General features: G+C 65.8%; 10 protein-coding genes. 8 read left to right on the top strand and 2 right to left on the bottom strand.

Features of this window, described 5'->3' with window-relative positions:
• Nucleotides 1-33: 33 nt before the first annotated feature.
• Nucleotides 34-945 carry a LysR substrate-binding domain-containing protein gene (locus EPD66_RS02065; RefSeq protein WP_142846786.1) on the top strand — a complete coding sequence of 304 codons (912 nt, stop codon included), beginning with the start codon at nt 34-36 and terminating at the stop codon, nt 943-945.
• A gap of 100 nt (nt 946-1,045) precedes the next feature.
• Entirely contained in the window at nt 1,046-2,254 is a 1,209-nt protein-coding gene (locus tag EPD66_RS02060; RefSeq protein WP_142846785.1) for an MFS transporter, read from the top strand.
• 47 nt (nt 2,255-2,301) lie between these two features.
• Here the strand turns inward: EPD66_RS02060 and iolC are convergent, their stop codons facing one another.
• Both iolC and EPD66_RS02050 read right to left on the bottom strand, forming a co-directional pair.
• A complete protein-coding gene (gene iolC, locus EPD66_RS02055; RefSeq protein WP_142846784.1) occupies nt 2,302-4,212 on the bottom strand; it encodes a 5-dehydro-2-deoxygluconokinase in 1,911 nt (636 codons plus the stop codon).
• A 36-nt stretch (nt 4,213-4,248) separates the two neighbouring features.
• Nucleotides 4,249-5,103, bottom strand: coding sequence for a MurR/RpiR family transcriptional regulator (locus EPD66_RS02050; protein ID WP_255448334.1), 855 nt, complete (start codon nt 5,101-5,103; stop codon nt 4,249-4,251).
• A 146-nt stretch (nt 5,104-5,249) separates the two neighbouring features.
• On the opposite strand from EPD66_RS02050, the gene EPD66_RS02045 reads away from it, so the two are divergent.
• The 6 genes from EPD66_RS02045 (at nt 5,250) to EPD66_RS02020 (ending at nt 12,260) form a co-directional block, all read left to right on the top strand.
• On the top strand, nt 5,250-6,281 hold the full coding sequence (locus EPD66_RS02045; protein WP_142846782.1) for an L-idonate 5-dehydrogenase: 1,032 nt from the start codon (nt 5,250-5,252) through the stop codon (nt 6,279-6,281).
• 20 nt (nt 6,282-6,301) lie between these two features.
• On the top strand, nt 6,302-7,777 hold the full coding sequence (locus tag EPD66_RS02040; RefSeq protein WP_142846781.1) for a mannitol dehydrogenase family protein: 1,476 nt from the start codon (nt 6,302-6,304) through the stop codon (nt 7,775-7,777).
• Entirely contained in the window at nt 7,770-8,342 is a 573-nt protein-coding gene (locus tag EPD66_RS02035; RefSeq protein ID WP_221930842.1) for a TRAP transporter small permease, read from the top strand. Before EPD66_RS02040 ends, EPD66_RS02035 begins: the two co-directional genes overlap by 8 nt.
• A 10-nt stretch (nt 8,343-8,352) precedes the next feature.
• Nucleotides 8,353-9,645: a TRAP transporter large permease gene (locus tag EPD66_RS02030; protein ID WP_142846780.1), complete on the top strand. Its 1,293-nt coding sequence runs from the start codon at nt 8,353-8,355 to the stop codon at nt 9,643-9,645.
• Nucleotides 9,646-9,686: 41 nt separating this feature from the next.
• On the top strand, nt 9,687-10,694 hold the full coding sequence (locus EPD66_RS02025; RefSeq protein ID WP_142846779.1) for a TRAP transporter substrate-binding protein: 1,008 nt from the start codon (nt 9,687-9,689) through the stop codon (nt 10,692-10,694).
• Nucleotides 10,695-10,769: 75 nt separating this feature from the next.
• Complete coding sequence (locus EPD66_RS02020; RefSeq protein ID WP_142846778.1) at nt 10,770-12,260, top strand: CoA-acylating methylmalonate-semialdehyde dehydrogenase; 1,491 nt, start codon at nt 10,770-10,772, stop codon at nt 12,258-12,260.
• Nucleotides 12,261-12,265: the final 5 nt, after the last annotated feature.

The raw sequence follows: 12,265 nt of genomic DNA, 5'->3' as shown, positions 1-12,265 counted from the left end.
ATTTGCTGCGTCATGCTTTAAGATCGGCGGACCATGCCTTTGCGACTTCCTCCTTTGTCCGCCCTGCGCCTCTTCGAGGCCGCGGGGCGGCATCTCAGTTTCAAACGCGCCGCCGAGGAGTTGAACATCACCCCCAGCGCCGTCAGCCACGGCATCGTCGCTTTGGAACAGAGCCTGGGGGTCACCTTGTTCCTGCGCGAACCCCGCAAGCTGTCGCTCACGCCCGAAGGGGCCGATTATCTGGCCTACGTCTCCGAGGCCATGGCGTTGATCGCCGTCGGCACGGAACGCCTGCCCAGCCGCCACAACAAGCGCGCCATCGCCATAAGCTGCGCGCCCACCCTCGCCTCGCGCTGGCTGCTGCCCCTCCTGCCCGTTTTCCATGAGCAATGGCCGACGGTCTCGGTCCTGGTCAACACCTCGCAGCGGCTGGTGGGATTTCCCACCGACGGCTTCGACTTCGCCATCCGCCGCAGCCAGGCGGCCTCCGCCGGTGCCTCCTGGGACCGATTGTTCGGCGAGCATCTGATCCCCGTTTGCACTCCCCTCTACCGCGATTCGCTGCGGGGGGAGGATGGGTTGGTGGACCTGCGCAAGGCGACTCTCATTCATGTGTCCACCGTCGACGAGGATTGGCCGGGCTGGCTGGAACATACCGGCCTGACGGGTCCCGAAGCCTCGGGGAAGCTCACCTTCGACACGCTTCAGATGGCCTGCGAGGCGGCCATGGCCGGATTGGGCATCGCCCTGGGGCATAGACCGCTGGTGGACCAGGAACTGGCCGCAAGCGCCCTGGTGGAAGCCCGCCCGGAAGGGATGAGGGCGAAGGCGGCCTATTGGCTGGCCAGTTCGGAAGGGGCCGAACGGCGTCCGGAACTGCGCGCCTTCAAGCGCCTTCTCCTTGACGCCGCCCGCACCTTCGACGAGTCGCTCCCGCCGCAGTGAGATGAGTATAGCTCATCCATCGTGACATGCTTCTCCTTTGCCGCCGTCTTCGCCCCGGCCTAGCCTGAGGGCCGCATAATCCTGGCAAGGGAGAGACAGCATGACGCGCATGGCCGGTTCCGTGATCGGCGTGACCCTGGCGGCGGCCCTGATCATGAGCGCCGCCATGGGGATCCGCCAGACCTTCGGCTTGTTCCTCGAACCCTTCTCCTTCGAACGCGGTTTGCCGGTGACCCTGATCGCCCTGGCGATCGCCCTGCACAACCTCGCCTGGGGCTTCGCCCAGCCCTTCGCCGGGGCGGCGGCGGACCGCTGGGGCGCCGCGCCCGTGGTCGGCTTCGGCGCCTTCGTCCTCGCCCTGGGGCTGGCCATCTCGGCCCTGCTGCCCAGCGGGGCCATGCTGCTGATCGGCATGGGCTTGTTCGTCGGCATCGGCATCAGCTGCACCAGTTTCGGGGTGGTCCTGACCGCCGTCGGCCGCGCCGCCTCCGCCGAGAAGCGCAGCACGGCCATGGGCATCGCCAGTGCCGGGGGCTCGCTGGGACAGGTCGTGATGGTGCCCTTCGCCCAGTCCATCACCGTCGGCTGGGGCATGACCGCCGCCTTGGTCGCCCTGGCCGCCGTGATGCTGCTGGCCGCCCCGCTTGGCCTTCTTCTCGACCGCCGCTCGGACGCCGGTGCCCCGCCACAGCCGGTAGCTCCGCTGTCGATCCGCGAGGCGCTGGGCGAGGCCGGGCGCCACCAGGGCTACCGGCTGCTGACCCTGGGCTTCTTCACCTGCGGCTTCCAGCTCGCCTTCATCGCGACGCATCTGCCGGCCTATCTGACACTGTGCCATATGCCGCCCGCCCTCGGCGCGACGGCGCTGGCCCTGATCGGCCTGTTCAACATGATCGGCAGTTGGGCCTGCGGATGGATGGGCGGCAGGCTGCCGCAGCAACATGTCCTGGGCTGCCTCTACCTGATCCGGGGTCTGTCCATCGCCGCCTTCTTCCTGCTGCCCAAGAGCGAAGCCTCGGTCGTGCTGTTCGCCGCCATCATGGGACTGACCTGGCTGGGCACGGTGCCGCTGACCAGCGGACTGATCGCCAAGCTGTTCGGCCTGCAGCATCTGGGCACGCTGTTCGGCATCTGCTTCCTCAGCCATCAGGTCGGCTCGTTCCTCGGCGCCTGGGCGGGCGGTTTCGTCCTCGACGTCACCGGCTCCTATTCCATCCTGTGGATCACCACCGCCCTGGCCGGGCTGGTCGCCGCGGCCCTCCATTTTCCCATCAAGGACCGGACGGCCGCTGCGCCTGCCGCGGCCTGATCCTTAAAGAATTCGGCCGTCGCATGCGAATGCGACGGCCGTGTCTTTCAGGCGGCCAGACTGGACTGGCGGCTGGACTGCCAGATGTCGATGAGCTGCCGGTAACGCGCGGCCATGCGGGCCTTGGCCTCGGCATCGTCGATCCGACCCGCGAACCAGTCGCGGGCGGCATCGCCAAAGATGGTCCGCCCCACCGCGAAGCCCTTGCAGATCGGCTGCCGGGCGGCACGTTGCAGGCTGAGGGTCATCTCGTCGAGCCCGGCATCCAGACCGAGGAGCAGCACGCCCCGGCAATAGGGATCGTTGGCGGCGATGACGGCGGCAATCGCGGCCCATCCCGCTTCCGTCTGGTCGGGCAGCTTCCACCAATCGGGCTTCAGCCCGGCGGCATAAAGCTGCTCGAGCGCGCGCGCCATGCTGTTCTCGGCGGCCCCTGCCCCGATGATGACTTCCAGCAGCAATTCATGCCGGGTGCCGCGCGCCGAGGCGGCAAGGCGTTGCAGGCTGGCGATCTGCTGGTCGCGCAAGGGCTGCGGGTCCTCGGGGTTATAGAAGACCAGGCATTTCACCACATGATCGTCGGGCCATTCGTGCAGGGCGACGCCCAGGCTGTGGCCGACCTCGAAAGCCAGCGGCTTCGAGCCGGGCAGTTCCACCGGGCGGCCGACCCACAATTGCGCCCGCGAGGCCTCGAATAGCGCGGCTTCGCCATAGCGGCCATCAAGCAGCATGCCCTTGGACAGGCTGCCCGCCGGAGTCTCCTTCGTCACCTCCAGGGCCAGCTTCTTGAAGTCCGGGATGCGGCTATGCGGAGCACCGGCTTCATCGGCGATCTGCTCCAGCTGGACCCGGTGATCGATCGCCAGGGCGCAGATGTCCTTCCAGACATAGCGGCGGGTGGAAGCCCAATGGACATGCTCCATCCACTCGTCTTCCCGCACGCGCGGATTGACCACGCCGCGTTCCAGGAAGACCTGAAGCTCTTCCCAGGTGGGATAGGACGGCGCGCAGCCGTGGCGCGAGACGGCCAGGGCGCCGCAGGCATTGGCAATGCGGCAGCATTCCTCCAGCGGCAGGTCGCGCAGATAACCGCGCAGGAATCCGGCCATGAACCCATCCCCGGCGCCGAGCACGTTGAAGACCTCGACCGGGAAACCTTCCGAGGAAATCCCCTCGTCCAGCGAGTTCGGGATCGCGCCCGGGAACATGACGCAGCCCTTGGGGCCCTGCTTGAGCACGATCAGCGCCTTGCTGACGGCCCGGATGGCGCGCAGCGCCGCCAGTGTGTCGGTGGTGCCGCCGGCGATATGCACTTCCTCGTCAGTGCCGACCACCACGTCGCAATCGGGCAGGATGGATTGCAGATGGGCGGTGATGGCGTCGTTCTGGACGAAACGGTTCTGGCCTGCCCCCATGCCGAGCAGCCCCCACAGGCTGGGACGGTAGTCGATGTCCAGGATCACCTTGCGCCCGGCCTGCTTGGCGATGCGCATGGCCTTGCGGCTGGCGGCCGCCAGATGCGGCTTCGAGAAATGGGTGCCGGTGACGACCACCGCCTTGGCCGAGGCGATGAAGGCCTCGTCGATATCGGCCTCTTCCAGCGCGGCATCGGCGCAATCAGTGCGCACGAAAAGCAGCGGAAAGGTATCCCGGTCCTCGATCCCCAGGATGGCCAGGGCCGTCAGACGCTGCGGGTCGGTCTTGAGATGGCTGGTATCGACCCCTTCCCGATCCAGCGTCTCGCGCACGAAGCGCCCGAAATGCTCGTCCCCCACGCGGCTGATCAAGGCGCTCTTCAGCCCCAGGCGCGCGGCGCCGCTGGCGATATTGGTCGGGCAGCCGCCGATATATTTCGAGAAGCTGCGGGCGTCCTCGAGACGGCTTCCAACCTGGTCGGCATAAAGATCGACGCAGCATCGGCCAATGGTGATGACGTCGAGGTCGGTGGGCTGGGACATTATGACGTTTCCTGATGTTGTTAGGACTTGCCCGCGTCAATCCTCGGAGGTCTCGCACCGTTGGCCGGTGCGGATGGCAAGGATGAGGGCCAACGACATGGTTGCATTGAGGGAACGGAAGCTGGTCACGCTGGCTTCCGCCACTTCGAAACAGATATCCACGGCGGCGAAGGGATGGCGCGCCGAATCGGTGATGGTGATGACCGAGGCGCCGATGGCGCGGGCCTTCTCGACGACGGCCAGGGTTTCCTTGGCATAAGGCCTGAACGAGAAGGCGACCAGGCAGTCCTGCGGCCCGATCAAGGCCGTCTGCTCGTTCAGCGTGCCGCCCACCCCGTCGAGAAGATGCGTCGGCACTTCCAGGCGGTTGAGGTTGTAGGACAGGTAGAAAGCGGCCGGAAAGGTCCGGCGGTTGGCCACCACATGGATCATGCGGCTGCTCGCCATGATCTCGGCGGCCCGTTCGATATGCTCGGCCGGCGTTTCCTCCTGCAGATGACGCAGGGCCTCGATGGCGCCTTCGGTGAAGCGCGCCATCAGGGAAAGCGGCTGGGCCGAGGCCTCATCGCTCTTGAGGTGGCGGATGCGGTCGCGATAGCTCGGCGCCAAGCCGGACAGGCGTTCCTGGAACACCGCCTGCAATTCGCTGAAGCCGCTATAGCCCAGCGCCTTGGCGAAGCGGATCAGGGCCGAGGGGGCGACCTCGATTTCCGCGCCGATCTCGGCCACGGTCTTGAAGGCCATGGCATTGGGATTGGACAGGGCGAAATCCGCGATCTGCTTCAGCCGCTTGCTCAATCCGTCATATTGCGCGCCGATCACCTGCTTCAGCGCCTCGAAATTACCGGGCGCCGCGCCGGGGTGTTCGCAGGTTTCGTTCTCTTCGGCCACCTTCAATCCCTTTTGTTCCTGTCCCCTCTTGCCGGGGAGCGATGCCACTTTAGAAGAAAAATTTCATTCTTGAAGCAAATTGGATTGTATGTTCCAATTTCATCGCCATCAAGGCCAAACGTAAAAAACTGGGATGGGAAACGACCATGCGAGCATGCGTCATTCACGCAGCCAAGGATCTGCGCGTCGAGGATCGGCCCGAGACGGATCTGGAACCGGAACAGGTGCGCCTTTCCTTCGGATATGGCGGGATTTGCGGCTCTGACCTGCATTATGTCGCCGAAGGACGGGTCGGGGATTCCATCGTACGGGACCCGATGGTCCTGGGCCATGAATTCTCGGGACGCGTGCTGGAAGTGGGCTCGGCCGTCACCGACCTGCAGCCGGGCGAGCAGGTGGTGGTCAATCCCTCGCTCCATTGTGGCGAATGCCGCTATTGCCGGTCCGGCCGCACCAATCTGTGCCAGAACATGCGCTATCTCGGCAGCGCCGCCAAGCGCCCGCACCAGAATGGCGGCTTCGTCGAACGGCCGGTGGTCCATCGCCGCCAATGCGTCAAGATTCCCGCCCAGGCCGACCTGCGCCTCGCCGCCCTGGCCGAGCCTTATGCCATCGCCCTGCATGCCGTGCGCCGGGGCGGCGACCTGACCGGCCGCAAGGTGCTGGTCACCGGCGCCGGCACCATCGGCACGCTGATCGCCATCGCCGCCCGCCGCGCCGGCGCGGCCGAGATCGTGGTGACCGACATCACCGACGCGCCGCTGCGCCGCGTCCGCGAAATGGTCGCCGATCAGGTGATCAATGTCGCCACCGAGGCCGAGGCCGTGGCGGCGCTGACCGACGCCAAGGACATTGATGTCGCCATCGAGGCCTCGGGTGCTTCCGCAGGCCTGGAGATGGCCGTCCAGGCGGCTGCCCCCGGCGGACGCATCGTCCAGGTCGGCTTCCTGCCGCCCAGTGGCCGCCTGTCCATCAACGGCCTGCTGACCAAGGAACTGGACCTGGTCGGGGCCTATCGCTTCGAAGACGAATTCAACGATGCCGTCGCCGAGATCGTCGAAGGCAAGGTGGACCTGAGCTGGGTGGTCACGGGCGATTATCCCGTGGACCGGCTCGACGAGGCTTTCGAGGTGGCGGCCGACCGGAACCGCAGCCTCAAAGTCCTGATCCATTTCTAGGACAACGGAGGAACCGCATCATGACGGCGACCTTCGGACGTCTCGACCTCGGCTATGATGTCGGCGCCATCTGCTCGGGAATCCTGCATCTCGGGACGGGCGCCTTCCATCGCGGACATCAGGCCGTTTACGCCGACGATCTCTTGCGCAGCGGCGAAACCGCCTGGGGCATTACCGGGCTGAACGTTCTTCCCCCCGACCTGACCGGCGCCCATGCAGCGCAGAAGGGCAGCTATGCCGTGCTGGCGCGGGACGGCCAGGGCGCCGAAGCGCGCGCGGTGTCCAGCCTGCGCGCGGTCCATTACCGGCAGGACCCGAATTCCGGCAACGGTCTCGACCTGCTGGCGGACCCGGCCATGGCGCTGGTGACGCTGACCATCACCGAAAAGGGCTATTGCCATGTCCCCGGCACCACGCGCCTGGACATGAATTCGGCCATTGCGGCGGATGTCGCGAAGGGCGGCGGTGCCTGCACCGCCATCGGCTATCTGGTCGAAGCCCTGCGCCGCCGCCGTGCCGCCGGCCTGCCGGGCCTGACCGTCGCCAGCTGCGACAACATCCCGGCCAACGGACGCCTGCTGCGCGGCGTGGTGCTGGACTATGCCCGGCGAATCGACACCGGCCTGGCCGACTGGATCAAGGATTCCGTCACCTTCCCCTGTTCCATGGTTGATCGCATCGTCCCGGCCATGAACGACGAGGCCCGCGCCCTGCTTGCCGAAGCCGCCGGATGCTTCGATGCCCTGGGCGTGGTGACCGAGCCGTTCCGCCAATGGGTGATCGAGGATGCCTTCACCGGCCCCCGCCCGCCGCTGGAACGGGTCGGCGTGCAGGTCACGGACGACGTGGAAGCCTTCGAGCTGATGAAGCACCGCATCCTCAACGGCGTGCAGACGGCGCTCGCCCATGTCGGCTGGCTGTCCGGTTTCCGCACCAGCGCGGAAGCCTCCGCCGATCCGGTGCTGTCGGAATACGCGCTGCGCTTCATGCAGGCCCAGGCCAAGACCCTGCGCTGTCCGCCGGGCGAGGACCTGGAGTCCTATATCGCCGTGTCGCTGCAACGTCTGCGCAACCCGACCATCCATCATCCCCTGGAACAGATCGGCACGGATTCCTCCTTCAAGGTGCGGCAGCGCCTGTCCGATTCCACGGCCGATCTGCTGCGGACGGGAGAAGCGGTCGAGCTGCATGCCCTGACCCTGGCGGCCTGGATGCAATATGTCGGCGGCGTCGCCCGCGACGGCAGCCCCGTTCCGGTCCATGACCCGCTGGCTTCCGTCTGTGCGCAGATCCGCGCGACCCATGCCGACCGACCGCAGGCGCAGGTCGAAGGCTTCCTGGCCCTGGACGTCTTCCCCGAGGAATTGCGCGAGAACGGCGCCTTCCGGTCTTTGACGGCGGAAATACTGGCGGCCCTGCAGAAGCAGACGCCGCGCGACCTGCTCGCGGGCCTGCTCGCGGCGGAAAGCCGGATGGCGGGAGGTGTTCATGGGTGAAGGCGCGCAGAACCCGGCCCGCCTCGAAGCGGGCCTCGAGGACAAGAAGAAGACGTCGATGACGGAATGGATCCGCAGCCGGACCATCGAGGAATGGCTGGGCGCTTTGCTGATGACCGTCGTGGTGGCGCTGCTGGGCTGGCAGGTGGGATTGCGCTTCATCATGAACCAGTCCCTGAGCTGGCTCGAGGAAGTGGCGCGCTTCGCCTTCGTCTGGGCGGTCTATTTCGGCTTCATCATCGCCGCCGAAAAGGACCGCCATATCCGGGTGTCGCTGCATATCGGCCTGATGCCGCCCTTCTGGCAGAAGGTCATGCTGACCCTCGCCGACCTGGTATGGCTGGTCTTCAACGGCGTGGTCGTCTGGTACGGCGCGGAATTCGTCGCCTCGATGTTCGACTTCCCCTTCATCTCGCAGACCACGGGCATCAACCTCGCCTGGGTCCAGATGATCGTCCCCCTTGGTTTCGCCCTGATGTCGGTTCGCATCATCCAGTGCATGTGGCGCCGCTGGCGGGCCCCTGACGATGCCGTCGACGTCGCCGACGGCCGCCTGAACGATTGAGGGCAGCATCATGAACGTGACACTTCTTCTCGCCCTGTCGTTCACCGGCTTCCTGCTGCTGGGCACGCCCGTGGCCATCGCCATCGGCATGGCCGCCGTCATCGGCATGATGGCCTCCGGCCTGCCCATGTCCTATCTGGCGCAGACCGCCTATACCGCCGTCAACGAATTCACCATCATCGCCGTGCCCATGTTCATCCTGGCCGGCGCCTTGATGGAAAAAGGCGGCCTGACCGCCCGCCTGATCAACTTCTCGCGCGTCCTGGTCGGACCGGCACCGGGCGGGCTGGCGACGGTGACCATCGTCGCCTGCACCCTGTTCGCCGCCATCTCCGGATCGGGCCCGGCGACCACCGCCGCCATCGGGTCGATCATGATCCCGGCCATGATGAAGGAGCGCTACAACAAGGGCTTCTCCTGCGCCATCACCTCCAGCGCAGGCGGCATCGGTGTGGTGATTCCGCCCTCGATCCCCATGATCATCTACGGCATCACCTCGGAAACCTCGATCACCGCTCTGTTCCTGGCTGGCGTGGTGCCCGGCATCCTGCTGGCCCTGGCCCTTTATGTCACCGTCGCCATCATCAGCCGCCGCAAGGGCTATCGCGCCCTGGACGCCGAACCGCGCAGCCTGCGCCTCATCCTGCAAAAGGCGCGGGAAGCCATCTGGGCGCTGCTGGCCCCGGTCATCATCCTGGGCGGCATCTATCTCGGCATCTTCACGGTGACCGAGGCCTCGGTGGTGGCCGTCTTCTATGCACTGTTCGTCGGCATCTTCATCTATCGCTCGATCAGCCTCGACGGCCTGATCGACAGCATGATCTATTCCGTGCGCATCACCGGCACGGTCATGCTGGTGCTGGTCACCGGGCGCATCATCGGCCGCCTGCTGTCCATGTTCCAGGTGCCCCAGCAGGTGTCGGGCTTCCTGATCGGCGCGGTCGGCGATCCGACGCTGCTGATCCTGCTGATCGTGCTGATGCTGATCTTCATCGGCATGTGGATGGAGACGCTGACGCAGATCATCATCCTGACGCCCCTGCTTCTGCCGGTGGCGACCAGCGTCGGTCTCGATCCCATCCAGTTCGGCATCATGTTCACCATCGCCTGCGAGATCGGCTATTCGACGCCGCCTCTGGGGGTGAACCTCTTCGTCGCCAGCGAGATCGGCGATTCCACGGTGGAAGAGGTCAGCAAGGCATCCATTCCCTTCATCATCGCGGAAACGGTGGTGCTGCTGCTGGTCGCCTTCATCCCGGATCTGACCCTGGCCCTGCCGCGAATGCTCGGCTACGGCGTCTGACCCTGCGAACCGAAAAGAAAAACTGAGTGAGGAGATAAAGGATGTTCAAGAAAGCCATGATCGGGGCGGTGGCAGCCGCCGCGATATTCTCGACCACGGCCGCCTGGGCCGCCGAATACACGCTGCGCCTGTCCCACGGCGACAACGAGGCCAACCCCACCCACAAGGGCGCGGTCAAGTTCCAGGAACTGGTCAACGAATACACCAACGGCCGGGTCCAGGTGCAGATCTACCCGGCCAACCAGCTGGGCAGCGAAGAGGAAGTCGCCCAGTCGGTGCGCATGGGCAGCATCGAGACGGAAATCCTCTATACCGGCAATCTGGTGCCGCTCGCCCCGTCGGCCGGCGTGATGATGCTGCCCTATGCCTTCACCACCAGCCAGCAGGCCTGGGCGGCCATGGACGCCTTGCAGGAACCGCTGAACGAGCGCCTGGTGAAGGAAGCGGGCGTGCGCGTGCTGGGCTATTTCGAGAAGGGTTTCCGGGTGCTGACCACCTCGCGCAAGCCGGTGGAAACGCTTGAAGACCTGAAGGGCCTGAAGATCCGCGTCTCGCCCAACAAGATCGCCATCGACACCTTCAAGGCCTGGGGCATCGATCCCATTCCGATGGCCTGGAGCGAAGTCTTCCCGGCCCTGCAGCAGCGCGTCATCGACGGCCAGGAAAACCCCTACACCACCTCCATCTCGTCGAAATTCTACGAGGTGCAGAACTACATCACCGAAATCCATTACATGATCTGGTCCGGCCCGCTGATCATCAGCGAGCGCGTCTATCAGCGTCTTCCGGCCGATATCCAGGAAGCCCTGAACCGTGCGGGCCGCGAAGCTGCCGACTATCAGCGCCAGGTGGCATATGAGGAAACCGAAGCCGCCAAGAAGGAACTGGTCGAACGCGGCATGACCCTGGTCGGCCCGCCGAAGGACGAAGAGAAGTGGCAGGAAGCCGCCCGTGCCCTGTGGCCGAGCTTCTACGACTCGATCGGCGGCCGCGAATGGGCCGAGCAGGCCCAGAAGATCATGGAAGAAGCCATCCAGAGCGGTGGCTGACCGGACTTCGAGGGCGGGCGGCCCCAACGCCGCCCGCCTTCATCCGGTGGTGGACAATCAGGAGAGCAAAGCGAAATGAGCGAGATTTCCCACATCATCCCCGGCTGGGTGATGGAGGGCACGGCCGAGGCCACGCCCGTTTATAATCCGGCAACCGGCGAGCAGACCGGGCGGCTTGTTGCCGGCGGAGAAGCCGAGGTGCAGGCCGCCGTCGCCGCCGCCCTCGACGCTTTTCCCGCCTGGTCCGCCACGCCGCCCATGAAGCGGGCGCGCATCATGTTCCGCTACAAGCAATTGCTGGAAGAGAATGCCGACCGTATCGCCCGGGTGATCTCGGCCGAGCACGGCAAGACCCATCCCGATGCCCTGGGCGAGGTTCAGCGCGGCCTGGAAGTGGTCGAGTTCGCCTGCGGCATCCCCCATTTGCTGAAGGGCGAGTATTCCCGCGATGTCGGCCCCGCCATCGATACCTTCGCCGGGCGCGAGGCGCTGGGCGTGGTGGCCGGAATCACCCCCTTCAACTTCCCGGTCATGGTGCCGCTGTGGATGTTCCCCATGGCCCTGGCCTGCGGCAATTGCTTCATCCTGAAGCCCTCCGAGCGCGACCCTTCCGCCTCGAACTTGATCGTGCAACTGGCTCATGAAGCCGGTGTGCCGGAAGGCGCGCTGACCGTGGTCCATGGCGGCAAGACCGTGGTCGATGCGCTGCTCGCCCATCCCGACATCGCCGCGATCTCCTTCGTCGGCTCGACGCCGATCGCGCAATACGTCTATGCCACCGGTGCCGCGCATGGCAAGCGCGTGCAGGCCCTGGGGGGCGCCAAGAACCACATGGTGATCCTGCCCGACGCCGATCTCGACCAGGCCGCCGACGCCCTGATGGGCGCGGGCTACGGCTCGGCTGGCGAGCGCTGCATGGCCGTCTCCGTCGCGGTTCCGGTCGGCGAGGAAACCGCCGACAAGCTGGTCGAGAAGCTGGCCCCGCGCGTCCGCGCCTTGAAGATCGGCCCCTCCACCGATCCCGATGCCGAAATGGGCCCGCTGATCACCCGGCAGCATCTGGAAAAGGTCACCGACTATATCGAGGCCGGCCTGCGTGAAAAGGCCGAACTGGTCGTCGATGGACGCGGCTTCTCGTTGCAGGGCTACGAGAACGGCTTCTTCCTGGGCGGCACGCTGTTCGACCGCGTCTCGCCGGACATGACCATCTACAAGGAAGAGATCTTCGGCCCGGTGCTGAGCGTCGTCCGCGCCGCTTCTTACGAGGAAGCCGTCACACTCATCAACAGGAATCCGTTCGGCAACGGCACCGCCCTCTTCACCCGCGACGGCGACGCCGCCCGCGATTTCGTCAGCCGCATCAAGATCGGCATGGTCGGCGTGAACGTGCCGATCCCGGTGCCCGTGGCCTTTCACAGCTTCGGCGGCTGGAAGAATTCCGCCTTCGGTAGCCACGGCATTTATGGGCCTGAAGGGGTGCATTTCTACACCCGCCTGAAGACCGTCACCTCCCGCTGGCCCACCGGCATCCGCGCCGGGGCGGCCTTCAACTTCCCCACCATGTAACGGCC

Source organism: Telmatospirillum sp. J64-1, assembly GCF_006980715.1.
In the GTDB taxonomy this organism is placed as follows: domain Bacteria; phylum Pseudomonadota; class Alphaproteobacteria; order Rhodospirillales; family Magnetospirillaceae; genus Oleiliquidispirillum; species Oleiliquidispirillum nitrogeniifigens.
The sequence above is the reverse complement of the archived record's forward strand: the minus strand, read 5'-3'. Positions and strand labels throughout refer to the sequence as shown.

Coding starts and splice junctions, on each gene's coding strand:
- EPD66_RS02030 (WP_142846780.1), top strand. CDS start 8,353: ATGAACGTGACACTTCTTCTCGCCCTGTCGTTCACCGGCTTCCTGCTG.
- EPD66_RS02025 (WP_142846779.1), top strand. CDS start 9,687: ATGTTCAAGAAAGCCATGATCGGGGCGGTGGCAGCCGCCGCGATATTC.
- EPD66_RS02060 (WP_142846785.1), top strand. CDS start 1,046: ATGACGCGCATGGCCGGTTCCGTGATCGGCGTGACCCTGGCGGCGGCC.
- EPD66_RS02040 (WP_142846781.1), top strand. CDS start 6,302: ATGACGGCGACCTTCGGACGTCTCGACCTCGGCTATGATGTCGGCGCC.
- iolC (WP_142846784.1), bottom strand. CDS start 4,212: ATGTCCCAGCCCACCGACCTCGACGTCATCACCATTGGCCGATGCTGC.
- EPD66_RS02020 (WP_142846778.1), top strand. CDS start 10,770: ATGAGCGAGATTTCCCACATCATCCCCGGCTGGGTGATGGAGGGCACG.
- EPD66_RS02065 (WP_142846786.1), top strand. CDS start 34: ATGCCTTTGCGACTTCCTCCTTTGTCCGCCCTGCGCCTCTTCGAGGCC.
- EPD66_RS02035 (WP_221930842.1), top strand. CDS start 7,770: ATGGGTGAAGGCGCGCAGAACCCGGCCCGCCTCGAAGCGGGCCTCGAG.
- EPD66_RS02045 (WP_142846782.1), top strand. CDS start 5,250: ATGCGAGCATGCGTCATTCACGCAGCCAAGGATCTGCGCGTCGAGGAT.